Source organism: Rhodovulum sp. DZ06, assembly GCF_050586345.1.
Classification (GTDB): Bacteria; Pseudomonadota; Alphaproteobacteria; order Rhodobacterales; family Rhodobacteraceae; genus JBOCEF01.
In genome coordinates, this window is the sequence record NZ_JBOCEF010000006.1 from 104,319 (window position 1) to 122,574 (window position 18,256).

At 72.6% G+C, this 18,256-nt stretch carries 21 protein-coding genes and 1 tRNA gene; 9 read left to right on the forward strand and 13 right to left on the reverse strand.

Annotation, left to right across the window (positions count from 1 at the left end):
- The first annotated feature begins 571 nt into the window (after positions 1 to 571).
- Both ACQ5SO_RS04625 and ACQ5SO_RS04630 read left to right on the forward strand, forming a co-directional pair.
- Positions 572 to 1,093 carry a DUF4405 domain-containing protein gene (locus ACQ5SO_RS04625; protein WP_430940411.1) on the forward strand — a complete coding sequence of 174 codons (522 nt, stop codon included), beginning with the start codon at positions 572 to 574 and terminating at the stop codon, positions 1,091 to 1,093.
- Positions 1,090 to 1,527, forward strand: coding sequence for a hypothetical protein (locus ACQ5SO_RS04630; RefSeq protein WP_430940412.1), 438 nt, complete (start codon positions 1,090 to 1,092; stop codon positions 1,525 to 1,527). The genes ACQ5SO_RS04625 and ACQ5SO_RS04630 overlap by 4 nt, the downstream gene beginning before the upstream one ends.
- Positions 1,528 to 1,534: 7 nt before the next feature.
- On the opposite strand, the gene ACQ5SO_RS04635 is transcribed toward ACQ5SO_RS04630, so the two are convergent.
- The 9 genes from ACQ5SO_RS04635 to ACQ5SO_RS04675 form a co-directional block, all read right to left on the reverse strand.
- Positions 1,535 to 2,671, reverse strand: a complete 1,137-nt coding sequence (locus ACQ5SO_RS04635) for a 2'-deoxycytidine 5'-triphosphate deaminase (RefSeq protein ID WP_430940413.1) — start codon at positions 2,669 to 2,671, stop codon at positions 1,535 to 1,537.
- Between the two features lie 80 nt (positions 2,672 to 2,751).
- Positions 2,752 to 2,828 (reverse strand) — tRNA-Pro (locus tag ACQ5SO_RS04640).
- Positions 2,829 to 3,169: 341 nt separating this feature from the next.
- Positions 3,170 to 3,871: a MerR family transcriptional regulator gene (locus tag ACQ5SO_RS04645; RefSeq protein WP_430940414.1), complete on the reverse strand. Its 702-nt coding sequence runs from the start codon at positions 3,869 to 3,871 to the stop codon at positions 3,170 to 3,172.
- A 113-nt stretch (positions 3,872 to 3,984) separates the two neighbouring features.
- Positions 3,985 to 4,290 (reverse strand): integration host factor subunit alpha, encoded by a 306-nt coding sequence (ihfA, locus tag ACQ5SO_RS04650; protein WP_430940415.1) that lies wholly within the window; start codon positions 4,288 to 4,290, stop codon positions 3,985 to 3,987.
- A 202-nt stretch (positions 4,291 to 4,492) separates the two neighbouring features.
- Positions 4,493 to 4,900, reverse strand: coding sequence for a hypothetical protein (locus ACQ5SO_RS04655; protein WP_430940416.1), 408 nt, complete (start codon positions 4,898 to 4,900; stop codon positions 4,493 to 4,495).
- Positions 4,901 to 4,926: 26 nt separating this feature from the next.
- On the reverse strand, positions 4,927 to 5,904 hold the full coding sequence (locus tag ACQ5SO_RS04660; RefSeq protein ID WP_430940417.1) for a beta-ketoacyl-ACP synthase III: 978 nt from the start codon (positions 5,902 to 5,904) through the stop codon (positions 4,927 to 4,929).
- Positions 5,904 to 7,046, reverse strand: coding sequence for a phosphate acyltransferase PlsX (plsX, locus tag ACQ5SO_RS04665; RefSeq protein ID WP_430940418.1), 1,143 nt, complete (start codon positions 7,044 to 7,046; stop codon positions 5,904 to 5,906). Before plsX ends, ACQ5SO_RS04660 begins: the two co-directional genes overlap by 1 nt.
- Positions 7,047 to 7,198: 152 nt before the next feature.
- A complete protein-coding gene (gene rpmF, locus ACQ5SO_RS04670; RefSeq protein WP_430940419.1) occupies positions 7,199 to 7,399 on the reverse strand; it encodes a 50S ribosomal protein L32 in 201 nt (66 codons plus the stop codon).
- Positions 7,400 to 7,832: 433 nt separating this feature from the next.
- The gene (locus tag ACQ5SO_RS04675; RefSeq protein WP_430940420.1) at positions 7,833 to 8,402 is read right to left on the reverse strand and encodes a YceD family protein; all 570 of its coding nucleotides are present in this window, start codon (positions 8,400 to 8,402) and stop codon (positions 7,833 to 7,835) included.
- Between the two features lie 384 nt (positions 8,403 to 8,786).
- Between ACQ5SO_RS04675 and ACQ5SO_RS04680 the strand changes: the two genes are divergently transcribed.
- On the forward strand, positions 8,787 to 9,266 hold the full coding sequence (locus ACQ5SO_RS04680; RefSeq protein ID WP_430940421.1) for an outer membrane protein assembly factor BamE: 480 nt from the start codon (positions 8,787 to 8,789) through the stop codon (positions 9,264 to 9,266).
- Positions 9,267 to 9,377: 111 nt separating this feature from the next.
- Here the strand turns inward: ACQ5SO_RS04680 and ACQ5SO_RS04685 are convergent, their stop codons facing one another.
- Positions 9,378 to 10,619, reverse strand: a complete 1,242-nt coding sequence (locus ACQ5SO_RS04685; RefSeq protein ID WP_430940422.1) for an MFS transporter — start codon at positions 10,617 to 10,619, stop codon at positions 9,378 to 9,380.
- Between the two features lie 221 nt (positions 10,620 to 10,840).
- Here ACQ5SO_RS04685 and ACQ5SO_RS04690 point away from each other — a divergent pair, with 221 nt between their 5' ends.
- On the forward strand, positions 10,841 to 11,404 hold the full coding sequence (locus tag ACQ5SO_RS04690) for a hypothetical protein (protein ID WP_430940423.1): 564 nt from the start codon (positions 10,841 to 10,843) through the stop codon (positions 11,402 to 11,404).
- A gap of 14 nt (positions 11,405 to 11,418) precedes the next feature.
- Positions 11,419 to 12,108, forward strand: a complete 690-nt coding sequence (locus tag ACQ5SO_RS04695; RefSeq protein ID WP_430940424.1) for a TrmH family RNA methyltransferase — start codon at positions 11,419 to 11,421, stop codon at positions 12,106 to 12,108.
- A gap of 84 nt (positions 12,109 to 12,192) precedes the next feature.
- Here ACQ5SO_RS04695 and ACQ5SO_RS04700 read toward each other — a convergent pair whose 3' ends face one another.
- The 3 genes from ACQ5SO_RS04700 to ACQ5SO_RS04710 form a co-directional block, all read right to left on the reverse strand.
- Complete coding sequence (locus ACQ5SO_RS04700; RefSeq protein WP_430940425.1) at positions 12,193 to 13,158, reverse strand: methyltetrahydrofolate cobalamin methyltransferase; 966 nt, start codon at positions 13,156 to 13,158, stop codon at positions 12,193 to 12,195.
- A gap of 141 nt (positions 13,159 to 13,299) precedes the next feature.
- Positions 13,300 to 14,235, reverse strand: coding sequence for a methylenetetrahydrofolate reductase (locus tag ACQ5SO_RS04705; protein ID WP_430940426.1), 936 nt, complete (start codon positions 14,233 to 14,235; stop codon positions 13,300 to 13,302).
- Between the two features lie 46 nt (positions 14,236 to 14,281).
- Complete coding sequence (locus tag ACQ5SO_RS04710; RefSeq protein WP_430940427.1) at positions 14,282 to 14,590, reverse strand: virulence factor; 309 nt, start codon at positions 14,588 to 14,590, stop codon at positions 14,282 to 14,284.
- Positions 14,591 to 14,855: 265 nt separating this feature from the next.
- On the opposite strand from ACQ5SO_RS04710, the gene metF reads away from it, so the two are divergent.
- From metF to ACQ5SO_RS04730, 4 genes are all read left to right on the forward strand, one after another.
- Positions 14,856 to 15,749 (forward strand): methylenetetrahydrofolate reductase [NAD(P)H], encoded by an 894-nt coding sequence (gene metF / locus ACQ5SO_RS04715; RefSeq protein WP_430940428.1) that lies wholly within the window; start codon positions 14,856 to 14,858, stop codon positions 15,747 to 15,749.
- Between the two features lie 37 nt (positions 15,750 to 15,786).
- The gene (locus tag ACQ5SO_RS04720) at positions 15,787 to 16,077 is read left to right on the forward strand and encodes a hypothetical protein (protein ID WP_430940429.1); all 291 of its coding nucleotides are present in this window, start codon (positions 15,787 to 15,789) and stop codon (positions 16,075 to 16,077) included.
- A 255-nt stretch (positions 16,078 to 16,332) separates the two neighbouring features.
- Entirely contained in the window at positions 16,333 to 17,469 is a 1,137-nt protein-coding gene (locus tag ACQ5SO_RS04725; RefSeq protein ID WP_430940430.1) for an MlaE family lipid ABC transporter permease subunit, read from the forward strand.
- On the forward strand, positions 17,466 to 18,251 hold the full coding sequence (locus ACQ5SO_RS04730) for an ABC transporter ATP-binding protein (protein ID WP_430940431.1): 786 nt from the start codon (positions 17,466 to 17,468) through the stop codon (positions 18,249 to 18,251). The genes ACQ5SO_RS04725 and ACQ5SO_RS04730 overlap by 4 nt, the downstream gene beginning before the upstream one ends.
- The last annotated feature ends 5 nt before the right edge of the window (positions 18,252 to 18,256 follow it).

Below are 18,256 nucleotides of genomic sequence, written 5' to 3' on the forward strand. Positions count from 1 at the left end.
CGCGCCGGAGGGCGCGGAGCGGGCCAGGGATCGCCAAGCCGCAGGCGCGGGCGACCGCCGGAGGCGGCTTGTCCTTGACGCGCTCCGGGCCCGACCGCCCCTTGGGCGTGCGACCTGGGGGAGGCCCTCCCCCAGGCGCGTCACAGCAGGGTCCCGCCATCCGCCGCCCAGGGGCCGCACGACATCCCGGGCGCCCCGGCTTCCCTCTCCCCCCATGTCGGCCCCCCGCCGTCCAGTCGCCGCCCGCGCGGACCGCGGATCATGGGCGCTGCCGCGCCGACCGTGGATTATGGGCGCCGCCGCGCCCGGGGGCTTCATGCCCCCCGAGCCCGGCCGTCCTCCCCCGGCCTGCGGCGCCGCCCCGCACCGGGCGTGTGCGTCCGCTCAGGGGGGCGATGCCCCCCATTCGCAAACGCAGGCGGCGTGCCGCCGCCGGGCGCCCCGTGGCCCGCGCGGCGCAGGGGGCCGAGTGTTGCGCCCAGCGGCGCCCCGCCTTGCGCCCGCGGGCCGACGGAACGGCGCGCCCGGCCCGTGTCAGGCGCATCACCATCCGATCAAAAGGCTTTTCCCGATGTCCGCCATGTCCACGCTGCGCAGATGGGCCACCCCCGTCACCATCGCCTCCTTCGCCATGATGGCGGTGACCGGGGTGCTGATGTTCTTCCACGCGGAAACCACCCTCAACAAGGTGATCCACGAATACGCCAGCTGGATCTTCGTGATCGGCGCGGGGCTGCATGTCGTCGTCAACTGGCGCGCCTTCACGGTGCATTTCCGCCGCTGGCCCGCCCGCATCTCGGCCGGACTGCTGGGCGCGCTGCTGGTCGTCAGCTTCCTGCCCATCGGCCCCAACGCGGCCGCCGGGCCGCGCGCGGACCGGGCCGCCATCGGCGCGATGGTCGGCGCCCCCCTCTCGGCCGTCGCGCGGCTGACGGGCGAGGACGAGGCCGCCCTCGTGGGCCGCATGCGGCAGGCCGGCTATGACGGCGCCGGGCCGAACAGCACCATCCGGGGCTTGTCCGGCGGCGACAAGGGGCGTCTGATGGGCGGCATCTCGCTCGCCCTCACCCCGCCCACGGAAACCGTCGAATGATCCGCACCGCCGCCGCCGCGATCCTGCTGAGCGCCCTGGCCGGAGAGGCCGGGGCGCTCAGCTGCGCGCCGCTCGACTACACCCTGCGCATGGCCGAGCGGGACGCCGACCTCGTGCTGCGGGGCAGGGCGGTGCTGGGCGAGATCCTTTCGCAACCGGCCCCCGAACCGGCCCCCGAACCGGCGCCCGAACCGGCGCCCGAAGCGCCCGGCGAGGGCGGCGTGATCGCGCTGCCCTTCGGCGGGATCCCGCAGCCGACGGTGCAGGAGGTGGAGGTGACGCCCACGGCCCCGATCCGCGGCTCGGCCCCGAACCGGCCCTTCACCGCCACGTTCCGGGGCGGGCCGTGCTTCGACTGGCGCCCCTCGGGCGCCGAACAGGCGCTGTTCTTCAAGCTCGAAGACGGCGCGTGGCGGCTGATCGGCGGGCGCTGACGCGCGCTCAGCCCGCGCTGAACTGCTTGGCCAGCTTCAGCCCCTGGCCCTGGTAGTTCGAGCCGACCTCGCGCCCATAGAGGATGTCCGGCCGCTCGGCCATCGGTTCATACACGAGGCGGCCGACCTGCTGGCCATGCTCGAGCGCGAAGGGCGCCTCGAAGCAGCGGACCTCCAGCACCCCACGCGACCCCGCGCCGCCGGCGGCGTCATGGCCGAAACCGGGGTCGAAAAAGCCCGCGTAATGCACCCGGAACTCCCCCGCCATCGCGAGGTAGGGGGCCATCTCGGCGGCGTAATCGGGCGGGATATGCACCGATTCGCGGCTCACCAGGATGTAGAACGCGCCGGGATCGAGGATGATCCCGCCTTCCGCGCGCGGATGCACCGGCTCCCAGAACTCCGCCGGGTCATAGGCCCCGATGCGGGAGAGGTCGATCAGCCCCGAATGCGGGCGCGCGCGCCAGCCCACGGGGGCGCCGTCGGCGCGGGGCGCCAGGTCGACCGAGAAGGCCAGCCCCTGGTCGATCCGCGCCTCCACGTCCACCAGCTTCTCGGCCGCGTGCAGCGCGCGCAGCGCCGCGTCGGACATCGGCCCGTCGCCGCGGCGGAAGCGGATCTGGTTCAGCCGCTCCCCCGCGCGGGCGAGGACCGAGAAGCTGCGCGGGCTGATCTCGGCATAGAGCGGGCCGTCATAGCCCGCGGGCACCCGGTCGAACTCCTCGCCGTTGTCGGCGATCAGGCGGGTGAACAGGTCCAGCCGCCCCGAGGAGCTTTTCGCATTGGCGGCGGCGGAGACGTCTTCGGGCAGCGACAGGCGTTCCTGGAGCGGCACGAGATAGACGCAGCCCTTCTCCAGCGCCGCGCCCTCGGCCAGGTCGATGCGGTGCATGGCGAAGCGGGAGAGGCGGTCGGCGACGGTGGCCCCGGCGCCGGGCAGGAAGCTGGCGCGGACGCGCCAGGCGGTGCGGCCAAGGCGCAGGTCGAGGCTGGCGGGCTGGATCAGCGCGTCCGGCACGCCCCCCTCGGCGGCGATCTCGCCGCGGGCGATCATCTCGCGGATGCGCTGGGACGGGACGACGCCTTCGGCGTGCGGACGGGCGGCGGGCCCGGCGACGGCGGGATCGGCTTCGGTCCGGGACATGCTGCGGCCCTCCCCTGCGGGGCCGCCGCTTCAGGCGGCCTGAAAAACGAAACGCCGGCCCCGAAGGGCCGGCGTCCGATTGGTCGGGCTGGCGAGATTCGAACTCACGACCTTCCGTCCCCCAGACGGACGCGCTACCAAGCTGCGCTACAGCCCGCTGCCGGAGGGGTGGATACGCCGGGACGCGCGGGGACGCAAGGGGGAATTCGCAAGGATCCACCATCCTTTGCCCGCCGCCCGGCGCGGTGTTCCGGGGCGGCCCGGCGCGGCGCGCGCGGCGGGGCCCCGGCGCCCGGGTCGGGGCGGCGCGCGGCAGGCGTGGATCGGGTTAAACGGGGGCCCGGCGGCGCGCCGCCGGGCGGCGGCGGGCAGGGGCGCGGCGCTTCGGGCGCGGGGTGCGATTGTGCGGGCGCGCGCGCGGCTGTGCGGCGGCAGGCGGCGGCAGGCGGCGGCCCCGGACCCGGCCCGGGGCGCGCGCGGCGGCGCGAAGGGGCGGCGTCAGCCCGCCCGGCGCTTTCCGGCCCCGCCCGCGGCGCGGCGGCGCGCGGGGGCGGCGCAGTCGACGTCCTCCATCCCCTCGGACGGATCGGCGCACAGGCGGGCATGGAGCGATTCCAGCCGCTCCAGCGTCTCGCGCAGGGCGCCGCGCAGGGCGGCCTCGGCGGGCGCTTGGGCGGCGGCGTCCGGGCCGTCGGCGGCTCCGCCAGCGCCGCCCTTCGCGCCCGGGGGGGCGCTTTGCAGCGTGGGGACGGGGATCGGCGCGCCGGCGTCGTCTTGGGCCTCGTCCCCGGCTTGCGCCGCGTCGAGGTCGGCGCCCTGCGGCGCATCGGGGCGGCGCGCGGGGCGCTTCGGGGCGGTCTGCTTCGGGGCGGTCTGCTTGGGGGCGGTGGGCGCGGCGGCCTCGGGGGCCGCGGTCTCGGGCGGTTGCACGCCCTGCGCGCGGCCCGCGACATGGCGCACGCCGCGTTCGCGGAGCACCTTCTGCACGCCCTTGATGGTCAGCCCGTCCACATAGAGCAGGTCGCGGATCCCGGTCAGCAGGTTCACGTCCTCGGGGCGGTAATAGCGCCGCCCGCCGCCGCGCTTGACGGGTTTGACCTGGGTGAACTTCGTCTCCCAGAAGCGCAGCACGTGGGCCGGGACGTCCAGCGCGTCGCTGACCTCGGATATGGTGCGGAACGCATCCGGCGACTTGACCATGCTCCTGCCCGCTCCGCTCCGACGTCTTTCACATGACCCGCCGCGGCAGGTCGGCCACGCCCCGCGCCGCCGCGGCCGGAACCGGCGCGGCGGGGGAGCCTGCGGACAGCTTCTCAGCCGCCGCTTAGGTTTTCGTTGATCCGGTCCTTGAGGATGTGGCTCGGCCGGAACACGAGCACGCGGCGCGGCTCGATCGGCACTTCTTCCCCGGTTTTCGGATTGCGGCCCATGCGGGCCCCTTTCTCGCGCACCGCGAAGGTGCCGAACGAGGAGATCTTCACCGATTCCCCGTCAACCAGCGCGGTGGAGATGTGGGAGAGGATGCTCTCCACCAGCTCGGCCGATTCGTTACGCGACAGGCCGACTTCACGGTAGACGGCCTCCGTCAGATCGAGCCGGGTGTAGGTTTTGCCCGCCACGGCGTCCTCCTGCGATTCCTGCGCGGAGGAGCGTCATTGAAAATCACGCCCGCGCCCCCCCGTTTCGCTGAAGCGTAGGCGGTCAGCGGATTGTGAGTCAATGTCAATGGCTTGGCGGGGGGCGCGCCCATGGGGCCGCAGGGGCGCAAGAGGGGCGCCGCAAAGGCGCGGCGGGGCGCGCGCGGCGGGGCGCGGCGGGGCCTCAGCGGCGCGGTTCGACCAGGACGACATGCTCCGGCCAGCGCAGGCGGCGCGCGCCCGTCTTCGCCCGGCGCAGCTTGCCGGGGACGACCCGCAGGCGGTCGCGGAACAGGTTGGCCGGGTGCATCCGCGCGCCCGCCAGCGCCTCGGGCAGTTCGGCTTTCGTGGCGGGGAGGGGGCCGCGGTTCGCCTCGAAGCGGAAGCCCGCCAGCCACAGGGCGCGGACCTTGTCCCATTGCGCGCGGTCGCGGCGACGCGGGGCCTTGAAGGCGGCGCCCATGTCGGCCAGCGGGGCGCGGCAGCGCGGGCAGCGTTCGCGCCCCGTCGCGGGGCGTTTCCAGGAGGTGCGGCAGGCGAAGCAGGCATGGGCCCGGCGGTTGACCGCGCCGTATCGCTGGAAATCGGCCATCTGCGGCGCGCGGGCGGCGGGGCCGCTTACCAGCGCATCGCCGCGGCGCCCCAGGCGAGGCCGCCGCCGATGGCTTCCATCAGCAGCAGGTCGCCGCGCTTCACCAGCCCGCGCGCGTGCCATTCGGACAGGGCCAGCGGGATCGAGGCGGCCGAGGTGTTGCCGTGCTCGGCCACCGTCATCACCACCTTCTCCATCGGAAGGCCGGTCTTCTTGGCGGTCGATTCGATGATGCGGGAATTGGCCTGGTGCGGGACCAGCCAGTCCACCTCCTCCGAGCCCGCGCCGATCTCGTCCAGCGCCTCGTGCGCCACCTCGGCCAGCTTGGTGACCGCGTGCTGGAAGACCTTGCGCCCCTCCATCCGCAGGAAACCGGCGGTCTGGGTGGTGGACGGGCCGCCATCGACATAGAGCAGGTTGTTGTAGGCGCCGTCGGAATGCAGCTTCACCGACAGCACGCCGCGGTCGGTCTTGTCGCCCGCGCCTTCCTCGGCCGTCAGGATCAGCGCGCCGGCGCCGTCGCCGAACAGCACGCAGGTGCCGCGGTCGGACCAGTCCATGATCCGGCTGAAGGTCTCGGCCCCGATCACCATCACCGTCTTCGCCTGGCCGGTGACGATCAGCGCGTTGGCGGTGGAGAGAGCGTACATGAACCCGGCGCAGACGGCGGCGACGTCGAAGGCGAAGCCGCCCTTCATGCCGATCTCGTGCTGCACGCGGGTGGCGGTGGAGGGGAAGGTCTGGTCGGGCGTCGCGGTCGCAAGGACGATGGCGTCGAGCTCGGACGCCTCCATCCCGGCCTTGGCCAGCGCGTCCCGGGCGGCTTCGGCGGCGAGGTCCGAGGTCTTCTGGTGCGGCGCCGCGAAACGCCGGCGCTTGATGCCGGACCGGGCCTGGATCCACTCGTCCGACGTGTCGAGCGTTTTCGTGAACTCGTCGTTTTCTACAACACGTTCAGGCAGGTAGTGGCCGCATGCGACGGGTGCGGCGCGCAGGACGCTCATCAGAAGCTCTTTCCAGCGTGATTTGATCCGGGCTGCGCAGCTTGCTGCGCCTGCGCAAGCTTTGCAACCTGTTCCGCCACGCGTTGCGGAAATGCGGTTCGCCCCATGGTGGCGGCCAGCTTGATCGCCGCCGCCACGCCGGTCGCGTCCGCGCCGCCATGGGATTTCACCACGGCGCCGTTCAGCCCGAGGAACACGCCCCCGTTGACCCGGCGCGGGTCGATCTTGGCCCGCATCCGCTGCAGCGAGGTATAGGCCGCCAGCGCGGCGAGGCGGGAGATCACCGAGTGCTTGAACGCGTCGCGCAGCGATTCGGAGATGAAGGACGCGGTGCCCTCGGCCGTCTTCAGCGCGATGTTGCCGGTGAAGCCGTCGGTGACGATCACGTCGACCCGGTCCGAGAGGATGTCGCCGCCCTCGACGAAGCCGACGAACCGGGCCTGGGCGCCGGGGCGGGAGCACTCCGCCTCCATCAGCGCATAGGCCTCGGACATCTCCTCGCCGCCCTTGCCGTCCTCGGAGCCGACATTGAGCAGGCCGATCCGAGGATGCTCCAGCCCCTTGCCGATGCGGGCGTATTCCGCGCCCATCACCGCGAATTGCAGCAGGTTCAGCGGGTCCGCGCGGACCCCGGCGCCGACATCGAGGACGATGTTGTGCCCGTGCCTGTTGCGCGACGGCCAGAACACGGCGATCGCCGGGCGGTCGACGCCCGGCGCCTTGCGCAGCTTGAGCATGGAGAGCGCCATCAGCGCGCCGGTGTTGCCGCAGGAGACGACCGTGGCCGCCTCGCCGCCCTGCACCGCCTCGATGGCGGACAGCATCGACGTGCCCCGCGCCTGGCGGACCACGCGCGACGGCTTGGCGTCCATCGGCACCACGCCCTCGACATGCCGGATCTCGACCCGGTCGCGCAGGTGGGCGCGCTTGCGCAGCAGGCGCTGCAGCTTGGCCGCGTCGCCATGCACGATGAAGTTCAGGTCCGGGGTTTCCGCGGCGAACTTGGCGATGCCCGCGACCACGGGCGCGGGGCCCTTGTCGCCGGACATCGCGTCCACCGAAATCACGCGCGACGCATCGCGCGCGCCCTCGACCGCCGCGGCGGCGGCGTGAGGCTGGGGCTCGGGCGTCTGCTCGGGCATGTCCGCTCTCACGTCCGGCGCCCCTTCCCCTGCGTCATCCGCACGGGGCGCGAGGGGCGGGCGAGGGGCCGCGTCGTCACGCATGAATCAGCGCGCCGCCCGAAGGCGACGCGCGGCGGCGCGGCCGGAAGGGGCGGGGTGCGCCGCCCGGCTCACTCTTCGTCGAGATCCACGTCCTCGACCGTCGCGACGACCTCGCGGCCGCCGTAATGGCCGCAGGAGCCGCAGACATGGTGCGGGCGACGCAGCTCGCCGCAGTTCGGGCACTCGTTGTAGGAGCCCGGCACCAGCGCGTCGTGCGCCCGGCGCATGTTCCGCTTGGACGGGGAGACTTTATTCTGGGGGACCGCCATGACCTCGACCCTTCATCTCTGCTTGCGTGCCCTTGCGCTTCGATGCGCGGGCCGCCGTTTCCGGGCGCCCCGCGGGACGCCGCCTCGCCCCCGTGGGGACATCCTCAAACTCTATCTCTCGCGACCGCCTGGCCGTTCCCCCTGGGGGGGGGCGGGCCGGTCGGCGCGCCGCCCATCCCGCCGCACGGCCCGTTCGGGGCGGCGGCGACAGGAAACGACTCCCCTGGCGGCGAGACGCGGAACATACTCGAAGCCCCCGCGAGGGCAAGGGGATTCTCGGGCCCGCGCCCCCCGTTTTCCCCGGTGCGGGGCGCAAAGGGCGCGGTTCGCGTCGCCGCGGGGGCGGGCGGGGGCCGCGCGGGGCGCTTCGCGGGCGTCCCGGGGGCGTCCCGCTGGCCCCGGGCGGCGGCCCGGCAGGGGCGTCCCGGGCGCCTCAGTCCTCGTCCTTCTCCAGCTTCGCCTTCAGCTCGGCCAGCGCGGCGAAGGGCCTGGGGCGGGCCTCCTCGTCCGTGATCTCGTCGGCGTTCTTCGGCGCGGAGGAGGCGCGGGCGAAGGCGATCCCCTCGGCCCGCGGATAGGGGTCGAGCACGAGCGCCGCCGCTTCCGCCGCCGCCTCGCCGGGGTCGATGAACCGCCCGAGCGGCTCCGGCTCGTCATCCTCCTCGGGGTCGAGATCGACCTCGAGGCTCTCGTCCGCCTCCGGCAGGTCGGGCAGGTAGAGGCGGGTGAACGGCTCCTCGATCAACTGGTCGACGGGCTCCAGCGTCACCACGCAGGTCTGGGTGATGCGGGCGCGGATCTCGGCGGTCAGGCGCCAGCCGGCGCCCTCGGGGGACAGGCGCCCCTCGACCGCGAAGCGCTTCACCTTGCGCGCGCCGAAGCGTTCGGCCAGCGCCGCGCGCTCCTGCCCGTCGGCGGTCTCCTTGAAGGTCCTGCCCTCGGGGGGAAGGGCCGAGACCTTGATGGGGCGGGGGAATTCGGGCGCGGGGGCGTCGGTCTGCATCGGGCTCTCCTGCCGCTCGGGCCGCGGCCCCGGCGAAGGGGCGCGCCGTCGGGGGCGAAAGGGGGGGGCGCGGGTCCGGGGCGGGGTCCGCCCGGCGCCCGCGCCGCCATCCAGCGCGGTCCTGCACCGGCCCGCGCCGTTGCGCAAGGGGCGGCGTGCGCGGGGGCGGGGCGGGCCGGGGCGGCGCCTGCCGCGCGCGGCGGCGCGGCGCGGCATCGCCGGGGGCCGCGGTCCGCTTGAATTTACACGATGCGCGGGGTAGGTGAACCTCTGTCGCGTCCCGCCCGCGTCCCCCGGTTTCCACCGGGGACGCGCGCCGGGCGCGGCGGCCCGGGCCGGCCTGCCGCCGCCGCCGGGCCGGAGCCTGAAGTCAAGGAGCCGCCCATGGCCGACCGCACTCGTTCCCCGCGCCGCCTTCCCGTCCTGGCGGCGGCCGCGGCGCTGACCGCCCTGGCGGCGTGCGAGCCCGTCGTCACCACCCATGGCTACGCCCCGCCCGAGGAGCGCCTGGCCCAGATCCAGCCCGGCGTCGACGGCATGGAATCGGTGCAGCGCAAGGTCGGCCGCCCCTCGACCTCGGGCGTGATCCGCGCCAACACCTGGTACTACATGGGCGCCACCTTCGAGACGATGGGCTGGTCCGGTCCGCAGGAGACGGAGCGCCGCGTGGTCGCGATCAATTTCGGCGGCGACGGGCTGGTCGCCTCGGTGGACCAGTACGGGCTCGAGGACGGGCGGATCATCAACCTCGTGACCCGCACCACCCCGACCTATGGGCGCGAGATGACGGTGCTGCAGCAGATCTTCGGCAACCTCGGCAACATCTCGGCCGAGAACGCGCCGGAAGGCTTCCTGGGCCAGTAACCGGGCCGTCCCCCCGGCGGGAAACGAAAAAGACCGGCGCGAGGAGCGCCGGTCTTTTTGTTTGCGCCGCCCTGGGCGGGGCAGGAGGGGCGCCGCGGCCCCCCGCCGCCGTCACGCCGGGTCGGGCCGCCGCACCACGAACCACAGCAGCGCGCCGCCCGCCAGCGCCAGGAACGGCGCCATGGCGAGGTTCACGGCCGTCCACCCCTCCACCGGGTCGCCCCCGGCGCAGTTCATCAGCCCGCCCGAGGCCAGCGAGGCCACCGTCACCAGGCCGAACACCATGAAGTCGTTCATGCCCTGCACCTTGGCCCGCTCCTCGACCGAGTGGGTGGAGGCGAGCATCGAGGTCGCGCCGATGAAGCCGAAGTTCCAGCCGATCCCGAGCAGGAACAGCGCGACGTAGAAATTCTCCAGCTCCACGCCCATCAGCGCCACGATCCCCGCGCCCATCAGGATGGCGAGGCCGGTGGCGATGATCGTCTCCACCCCGAAGCGGTTGATCAGCCGGCCGGTGAAGAAGCTCGGGGCGAACATCGCGAGGACGTGGACGGTGACGATGTCCGCCGCGTCGTTGGTCTCGAACCCGCAGCCGACCACCGCCAGGGGCGTCGAGGTCATCACCAGGTTCATCAGCGCGTAGCTGACCATCGCGCAGATGATCGCCACCGCCACCTTCGGCGTCGCCAGAAGCTGCGCCACGCTGCGGCCCTTGTAGTCGTGCTTGAGCACCCGCTTCGGGCGCGGCGCGTCGAGCAGGAAGAACACCGGCGCCGCGATCACGTTCAGCCCGATGACCGCGAGATACGCCCCCGCGAAGGGAATGCCGATCACCGCGTCCTGGGTCAGCTTCACCAGCTGCGGGCCGATGATCGCGCTCGCCAGCCCGCCCGCCATCACCATCGAGATCGCCCGCGGCCGGTACTCTTCCGACGCCGCGTCGGCCGCGGCGAAGCGGTAGAAGCCCTGCGCCGACATGTAGATCCCCGTCAGCAGGGACCCCAGCAGCAGCAGCGGGAAGGACCCGAACCACATCGCCGCCGCCGACAGCGCCGCCCCCAGCGCCCCGCCGGTCGCCCCGAGGAAGAACCCCGTGCGCCGCCCGCGCCGCCCCATGATCGTCGACACCATCGGGGCCGAGAGCATGGAGCCGAGCACGATCAGCGAGATCGGCAGCGTCGCGAGGCAGGCGATGGGCGAGAGCATCTGTCCCGCCAGCCCCCCGAGCACGAAGTTGACCGGCATCTGCGCGCCCAGGACGGCCTGGGCGGTGACGAGCACCTTGACGTTGCGGCGGGCGCGCGCGTCGTCATCGGCGGGGGTGGCGGGGCCTTGCGGCATGGAATTCGTCATGGCGCCTTACGATTACAGCGGGCGCGTGCGCGCGAAAAGCGCAATTCACGCGCCCCGGGCGTTCTTTTCCGCGCGGCCCTGCGCGCCGGCCTGCGCGTTGGCTTGCGCGCGGTCCCCCCGGGCCCCGCGCGCCGACCCGTCCCGGCGGGGTTCCCGGCGCTCCCTCGCCGCGCTAGGCTCCGCCCCTGAACGGAGCATGATCCGGGGAAGGGAGCCTGCCGATGATCTCGCACCGCCTGCCCGCGCGCGCCGCGCTCTGCGCGCTGCTGCTGGCCGCGCCCGCCGCCGCGGCCCGGGCCGAGGAGCCCGCGCCCTACGCCGCCCTCTCGGTCGGCGCGCATTACGGGCTGGAATACGCCTCGGGCTACCAGGTCACGCTGGTGTTGGAGGAGAAGTCGGACAGCGGCACGGTCTGGGGCGTGGTCCCCGGCGTCGACCCGGCGGGCGAGGTCGCGGCCCGCATGGTCCAGGACGCGAAGGGCCGGATGACCGCGTTCCTGTCCGCCGACGGCGCGGCGCTGGAGACCTACCAGCCCCATAACTGCGAGCGGGTGGAGCTTTTGTGCCGCTACACGGTGACCGATGAGACGGGGGCGCATGTCGAACAGCGGTTCTCGGAGTTCGATGGGACCGAGTGGACCTATTCCATCCTGCGCAAGACCGAAGACGGCTTCGTCGGCAAGCGCCTCGGCTCGGTCCGCTACGATGCCGACGGGGTGCAGATGGAGGCCGAGTGGGCCGACCTGAAGACCGGCGAGACGAACAGCGTCTCCCGGGTGGAGTGAGGGGAACGGACGAGATGACCCGCAAGGACCAGGAAGGCGTCGCCGAGGCGGTGCGCGACCCGCTGAAGGCCAGCCCCGCCGCCCGGGCGCGCGCGAACGCGATCCGGGATTTCCGCTGCAAGAACCTCATCGCCGTGCTGGAAGACCCCACCGACGCCCACAACATCGCCTCCGTCATCCGCAACGTGAACGCGCTGGGGGTGGAGAAGGTCTATGTCGTCGATCCGCGCGGCGCGCTGCCCGATGACTGGCAGGAGCTGCGGGTGGACCGGAAGCTGTCCAAGGCCTCCGTCTCGGCCGCGAAATGGACCTTCGTGCGCCGCTTCGACAGCACCGCGGCGTGCTTCGACCACCTGGAGAGCAAGAATTTCCGCTCCATCGTCACCTCGCCCCATGTGAAGGGGAAGGAGAACGTGTACCTGCACGAGGGCGACTACACCCGGCACGCCAAGCTCGCCGTCTGGTTCGGCAACGAGGGGCGCGGCATCACCGAGGAGGCGGTGGCGCGCGCCGACCTGTGCGTCGCCATCCCCATGTTCGGCATGATCGAAAGCCTGAACCTCGGGACCAGCTCGGGGATCGTTCTGTACGAGGTGACCAAGCAGCGCCGGGCTTACCAGGCGCGCTACCGGATGCGGAACCAGCGCGGCGAGCGGGCCGAGCCGCTGCCCACGGTGATGCCGCCGGAGGAGAACGGGCGCTGAGCGGCGCGGCGGCGGGCCGAGGCGGATGTGAAAAAGGGCGGCCCGCCGGGGCCGCCCTTCCTGCATCTCTATGCTCCGAAGGCCTCAGCCCCGGCGGCGACGCCCGCCGCCGCGGCGACCGCCCGCCCCGGCGGCGCCCTCGGCGCCCGCCGCCCCGGCCGGGGCCGGTTCGCGGTTGTTGGTGATCCAGTCCATGCCGTGCGGGTCGTGGTTCATCAGCAGGTTCGCCGCGCGCACCGCGTTCATCTCCTGCGGGCGCACCGGGTTCATGATCGCCGAGGTCATGCCCGCGGTGATCGCCATCGGCAGGAAGGCCGCGTTCAGCCCGTGGCGGTTCGGCAGGCCGAACGAGATGTTGGACGCGCCGCAGGTGGTGTTCACCCCCAGCTCGTCGCGCAGGCGGCGCACCAGGGCGAAGACCTGCCGGCCCGCGGTCGCCATCGCGCCGATCGGCATCACCAGCGGGTCGACCACGATGTCATGCGCCGGGATGCCGAAATCCGCGGCCCGCTCGACGATCTTCTTCGCCACGGCGAAGCGCACGTCCGGGTCCTCGGAAATGCCGGTGTCGTCGTTGGAGATCGCCACCACCGGCACGTTGTACTTCTTGACCAGCGGCAGCACGAGCTCGAGCCGCTCTTCCTCGCCGGTGACCGAGTTCAGCAGCGGGCGGCCCTGGGCGGCCGAGAGGCCGGCTTCCAGCGCGCCGGGCACGGAGCTGTCGATGCACAGCGGCACGTCGACGATGCCCTGCACGCGCTCCACCAGCGCCTTCATCAGCGCCGGCTCGACGAAGTTGTTGTCGGCGTAGCGCGGGTCCTCGGCCATCTTGTTGGTGAAGACGGCGCCGGAGTTGATGTCGAGCACGGTGGCCCCGCAACGCACCTGCTCGGCCGCGTCCTTGTCCACCGTGGTGAAGTCGTCCATCTCCAGCTCGGCCGCCAGCTTCTTGCGGCCGGTCGGGTTGATCCGCTCGCCGATCACGCAGAACGGCTCGTCGAAACCGATCACGACGGTCTTGCTCTTGGATTCCAGAACGGTGCGGGTCATGTCGGGTCCTCTTGCGGGCTTGGTCGACGCCGGACGCGCAGGAACGCGCGCCCCAATGCAACGGGGCGCGGGATAACACGCGCGGGGCAGGTTGTCAGGTGGGGGGCGGCGTCGCGGTCGGGCCGCGACGCCGGGAAGGGATCAGGCCTGGGCGGCGGCCTTGGGGGCGGCGCCGGTCATCGACCGGGTGAAGTCCGCGGTGGCCTTGATGCCGCCGAGCGGGAAGAAGTGCACGCGCTCGACCTGCAGGGCCGGGTCGGCGGCCTTGGCGGCGGTCAGCTCGCGCAGGAAGTCTTCCGGCGTGAAGGGCATCATCAGCTTGGTGACGTCCGCCGCGCGGCGGGTCAGCACGCGGGCCGAGGCGCCGACGCCGCAGGCCATGGCGAATTTCACCAGGGTCTGGAGCTTGGCGGGGCCGGCGACGCCGAGGTGGATCGGCATGTCGATCCCGGCCTCGCGCAGGCGGGCGGCCCATTCGAGGACCGGCGGCACCTCGAAGCAGAACTGCGTGGCGATGGCCATCTGCGCGTCGGTGCGGGCGGCGAAGTCCTGCTTCCAGCGCAGGGCCTCCATCACCACCTTCTCGCCGCCGTCGGGATCGATGTCCTTGTTGCCTTCCGGGTGACCGGCGACATGCAGGCGCTTGAAGCCGCGGGCGTCGAACAGCCCGGTCTCCATCAGCTGCATGGAGCAGTGGAAGTCGCCCTTGGGCGCGTCCAGCCCGCCGCCCAGCAGCAGCGCCTTGTCGACGCCCGCCTCGCCCTGGTAGCGGGCGAGCCAGTCGTCGAGGGTGGCGCGGTCGGGGACGATGCGCGCGGGGATGTGGGGCATCACGTCGAAGCCCTCGCCCGCCAGGCGCGCGGCGGTCGAGACCATGTCCTCGATCGGGGTGCCGTCGATATGGGCGATGTAGACCAGGGTGTCCGCGGGCAGGATCTCGGCGAAGCTTTCGACCTTGGCGGCGGTGCGCGGCATCACCTCGAGGGAATAGCCCCCGATGATGCCGGCGATGTCGCCCGGCGCCTGCTCGGTCGCCTGCGCCTTGCGGCGCTTGAAGAGATCGATCACCTTCGCCATGCGGAACCCTCCGTCCAAGGTATGCGCTTCGCTTCACCCGGGCGCGTCAGGCGCGGTCCGGGCCCCAACCCTCGGCCTCGATCAGCGCGCGCAGGCGCTCGGGGCCGTATTCCTCGTCCAGGCGGCCGGCCTCGGCGGCCACCGCGTCTGCATCGGCGCCCTCGACCTCGTACGGGTCGGACCGGCGCCATTCCGCGAGATAGGCGTCGGCGTCCTTCGCCCCAACCTTCATCGCGCAGCGGTCGATGGCCTGCTCGAAACGCTCGGGAAGCACCGCCTTCGCGGCCTTGCGCCCCCTGCCTGCGATCACCTGCGCGGGAATGTCCCGCCACCAGATCACCTGAACTTTCGCCACCGGCCTCTCCTGTTCTTCAATGCACAAGTCTCATGCAACGCCGCCGGGGTCGGTCCCGCAGGCGACCTGTGGAACCCGTTTCGCGACATCGCCCCATGGGGGTAGGCGCCCGGTTACGACATACTGGTCGGGTTTGGAACTTGAAAGGTCGCGTTCCGCGGCTTAGTTTCAGCGTTCACGTCCGCACGCGAGTCGCGGCGCGGCCTTCGGGCGGCGTTTCGGCGGGATCCGGCGGGCCCCGTTTTCTCCACCAGAGGTGCTCCAGATGAGCGATTCGGCCGCGGCGTCCACGAACGTCCCTGCGATCAGCTTCGAATTCTTCCCCCCGGCGACGCCCGAGGGGTCGATGCGGCTGTGGCGGTCGGTCGAACGTCTCGCCCCGCTGGGCCCCGATTACGTCTCGGTGACCTACGGCGCGGGCGGCACCACCCGCGACCGCACCCTCTCGGCCATCCAGACCATCGTGGAGCGCGCGCGGCTGACCGTGGCCGGGCACCTGACCTGCGTGAACGCGACCAAGGCCCAGACGCTCGAGGTCGCCGAGAAGTACCGCGCCATCGGCGCCCGCCGCATCGTGGCGCTGCGCGGCGACCCGCCCAAGGGCGCCTCGAAGTTCGAGCCGCACCCCGAGGGCTTCGCCTCGGCCGCCGAGCTGGTCGCGGCGCTGGCCAAGGCCGGGCATGACAAGATCTCGGTGGCGGCCTACCCCGAGATGCACCCCGAGGCCTCCTCGCTGCAGGCCGATATCGACAACCTCAAGCGCAAGCTGGACGCGGGCGCCGACCAGGCGATCACCCAGTTCTTCTTCGACAACGACGATTATTTCCGCTTCCTCGACGCCGCCCGCAAGGCGGGGATCGACGCGCCGATCATCCCCGGCATCCTGCCGATCGAGAATTTCGCCAAGATGTCGAAATTCGCCGCCATGTGCGGGGCCAAGGTGCCCGAGTGGATGGGCAAGGCGTTCGAGACGGCCGAGGAGCAGGGCGCGTCGGAGACGCTGTCGGTCTCGCTCTGCGCCGAGCAGTGCCAGGGCCTGGCGGCGCAGGGGGTGGAGCAGCTCCACGTCTACACGCTCAACAACCCCGATCTGCCCTACGCCGTCTGCCGCGCGCTGGGCGTCGAGGCGGGGCCGGAGCGGATCGCCGCCGCCGGTTGAAAGGGCGACCCCGGCGGGGCGGCCTGAGAGAGGTGTGATGCGCGCCGTCGGCGAGGTCCTCCTGATCGTTTTGCAATGGGCGCTGGTTATCACCGGCGCCCTTTCCATTTTGACCGCCCTGAACGTCTGGTGGATCGACATGTCGCTGCAGGCCGCGCGCGAGGCGACGGCCGCGGGGGGCGAGGGTGCGGGGGATCTGGCGGGGAGCTTCTATCGCGTCCCGGTGATGCAGCGGCTGCTGACCGGGCTGTGCTCGGGGCTGATCGCCATGGGGCTGGGCGCCATCCTGTTCTACCTGCGCCGCCTGCGCGCCCGCCGCGAGGGCTGAGCGCCGCCGCGCCCCCGGCGCGGCCGGGCGGGCGAGCGGGGCCCCCGCGGCCCCCGAGCCCGGCCGTCCCCCTCCCTCCCCACGTCTCCGCCCGCTCAGGGGGACAAGCCCCCCATTCGCGGCCGGAGAGCGGACGGCTGCGCCGCCGCCCGGCGCCGCCGCCCACACCGCGGCGCCGCGTCCCCCCGCCGCTGGACGCGCCCGCTCCGGCCTGCGATGCTTCACGCCGTTTCAATCGCTGATTTCCCGGCCCGGATGCCCACGCCCGACCCTTCCCCACAGCTTGTCATCGACCGCAGCGGCGACGCGCTCCGGTTGGCCTTCACCGGCCCGCTGCTGATCGCCACCCTGCGCGCGCCGGCCGAGGCCGCCGCCAGGCTCTCCCCCGGCGACGCCGCGCGGGTGCGCATCGACGTCGCCGGGGTCACCGCCATGGACACCGCGGGGGCGTGGCTGGCGCTCGACCTCGCCCGCCGCTTCGGCGAGGCGGGGGCGAAGGTGGACCTGGTCGGCCTGACCCCCGAACGCAAGACCCTGGTCGAGGCCGTCCGCGCCGCGATGCCCGACCGCGCGGCCCCGCCGCCGCGGCGCACGCCCGTCGACCGGCTCGCCGATTTCGGCGCGGGGGTGGAGGCCGCCGGGCGCACGACGCTCGAAGGGTTCGGCTTCTTCGGCCTCGTCCTCTCGCGCATCGGGCGCACCATTGTCCGCCCCGGCCGCCTGCGCTTCACCTCCCTCGTCCACCATTGCGGCGAGGCGGGCTTCGCCGCCGTCCCCATCGTCGCGCTGATGGCCTTCATGATCGGCGTGGTCCTCGCCTTCCAGGGCTCGGTCCAGCTGCGGAACTTCGGGGCCGAGGTGTTCGTGGTCGACCTGATCTCCGTCTCGGTGCTGCGCGAGCTGGGCATCCTGCTGACCGCGATCATCGTCGCGGGCCGGTCGGGATCGGCCTTCACCGCCGCCATCGGCTCGATGAAGGTGCGCGAAGAGATCGACGCCATGCGCACCCTCGGCCTCGACCCGATCGAAGTCCTCGCCCTGCCGCGGGCGCTGGCCTTACTCCTCATGCTCCCCGTCCTTGGCGTCGTCGCCAATTTCGCCGGCCTCGCGGGCGGGCTGCTGATGAGCTGGATCGAGCTCGGCGTCTCGCCCGGCATGTTCCTGTCGCGATTGCAGGAGAACACGGACGTGAACCACATGATCGTCGGCATGGTGAAGGCCCCGGTCTTCGCGCTGCTGATCGGGGTGATCGGCTGCTGGCAGGGGTTCCAGGTGGGCGCCTCCTCGGAATCGGTGGGGCGGCGGACCACGACCTCGGTGGTCATGGCGATCTTCTCGGTCATCATCGCCGACGCGCTGTTCTCGATCTTCTTCGCGGAGCTGGGGATATGAGCGATCCGGTGATCCGCATCCGCGGGCTGAAGAACCAGTTCGGCCCGCAGGTGGTGCACGAGAATCTCGACCTCGACATCCAGCGGGGCGAGGTGCTGGGCGTGGTCGGCGGCTCGGGCACCGGCAAGTCGGTGCTGCTGCGGACCATCGTCGGGCTGAACCGGCCCCGCGCGGGCTCCATCGAGGTGCTGGGCACCGACGTGGCCAATGCCGACGAGGACCAGCGCCGCGAGATGGAGAAGAAATGGGGCGTCCTGTTCCAGGACGGCGCCCTGTTCAGCGCCCTGACCGTGCAGCAGAATGTCGAGGCGCCGATGCGCGAGCATCTCGACCTGCCAGCGGGGCTGCGCGCGGAACTGGCGCGGCTGAAGGTGGCGCTGTCGGGCCTGCCCGAACTCGCCAACGGCAAGCTGCCGTCTGAATTGTCAGGCGGGATGCGCAAGCGCGCCGGGCTGGCGCGCGCGCTCGCCATGGACCCGCAGATCCTGTTCCTGGACGAGCCGACGGCGGGGCTCGACCCCATCGGCGCCGCCGCCTTCGACCAGCTGATCCGCGATTTGCAGCGCAGCCTCGGGCTGACCGTGTTCCTGGTGACCCACGACCTCGACACCCTGCACGCCTGCTGCGACCGGATCGCGGTGCTGGCGGAAAAGAAGGTGCTGGCCACGGGGACGATGCGCGACATGCTGGACGTCGATCACCCCTGGGTGCGCGAGTATTTCCACGGGCCCCGCGCCCGGGCCGCCGCGGCGGACGCCGCCGCCGCGTCCGCCCGAACCTGAAGGAG

Bases quoted from the DNA above. Each gene is read 5' to 3' on its own strand.
- ACQ5SO_RS04730 (WP_430940431.1), top strand. From the start codon at position 17,466: ATGAGCGATCCGGTGATCCGCATCCGCGGGCTGAAGAACCAGTTCGGC.
- ACQ5SO_RS04625 (WP_430940411.1), top strand. From the start codon at position 572: ATGTCCGCCATGTCCACGCTGCGCAGATGGGCCACCCCCGTCACCATC.
- ACQ5SO_RS04660 (WP_430940417.1), bottom strand. From the start codon at position 5,904: ATGAGCGTCCTGCGCGCCGCACCCGTCGCATGCGGCCACTACCTGCCT.
- ACQ5SO_RS04630 (WP_430940412.1), top strand. From the start codon at position 1,090: ATGATCCGCACCGCCGCCGCCGCGATCCTGCTGAGCGCCCTGGCCGGA.
- metF (WP_430940428.1), top strand. From the start codon at position 14,856: ATGAGCGATTCGGCCGCGGCGTCCACGAACGTCCCTGCGATCAGCTTC.
- ACQ5SO_RS04635 (WP_430940413.1), bottom strand. From the start codon at position 2,671: ATGTCCCGGACCGAAGCCGATCCCGCCGTCGCCGGGCCCGCCGCCCGT.
- ACQ5SO_RS04705 (WP_430940426.1), bottom strand. From the start codon at position 14,235: ATGGCGAAGGTGATCGATCTCTTCAAGCGCCGCAAGGCGCAGGCGACC.
- ACQ5SO_RS04690 (WP_430940423.1), top strand. From the start codon at position 10,841: ATGATCTCGCACCGCCTGCCCGCGCGCGCCGCGCTCTGCGCGCTGCTG.
- ACQ5SO_RS04645 (WP_430940414.1), bottom strand. From the start codon at position 3,871: ATGGTCAAGTCGCCGGATGCGTTCCGCACCATATCCGAGGTCAGCGAC.
- ACQ5SO_RS04680 (WP_430940421.1), top strand. From the start codon at position 8,787: ATGGCCGACCGCACTCGTTCCCCGCGCCGCCTTCCCGTCCTGGCGGCG.
- rpmF (WP_430940419.1), bottom strand. From the start codon at position 7,399: ATGGCGGTCCCCCAGAATAAAGTCTCCCCGTCCAAGCGGAACATGCGC.
- ACQ5SO_RS04720 (WP_430940429.1), top strand. From the start codon at position 15,787: ATGCGCGCCGTCGGCGAGGTCCTCCTGATCGTTTTGCAATGGGCGCTG.
- ACQ5SO_RS04695 (WP_430940424.1), top strand. From the start codon at position 11,419: ATGACCCGCAAGGACCAGGAAGGCGTCGCCGAGGCGGTGCGCGACCCG.
- ACQ5SO_RS04685 (WP_430940422.1), bottom strand. From the start codon at position 10,619: ATGACGAATTCCATGCCGCAAGGCCCCGCCACCCCCGCCGATGACGAC.
- ACQ5SO_RS04675 (WP_430940420.1), bottom strand. From the start codon at position 8,402: ATGCAGACCGACGCCCCCGCGCCCGAATTCCCCCGCCCCATCAAGGTC.
- ACQ5SO_RS04700 (WP_430940425.1), bottom strand. From the start codon at position 13,158: ATGACCCGCACCGTTCTGGAATCCAAGAGCAAGACCGTCGTGATCGGT.
- plsX (WP_430940418.1), bottom strand. From the start codon at position 7,046: ATGCCCGAGCAGACGCCCGAGCCCCAGCCTCACGCCGCCGCCGCGGCG.
- ACQ5SO_RS04725 (WP_430940430.1), top strand. From the start codon at position 16,333: ATGCCCACGCCCGACCCTTCCCCACAGCTTGTCATCGACCGCAGCGGC.
- ACQ5SO_RS04655 (WP_430940416.1), bottom strand. From the start codon at position 4,900: ATGGCCGATTTCCAGCGATACGGCGCGGTCAACCGCCGGGCCCATGCC.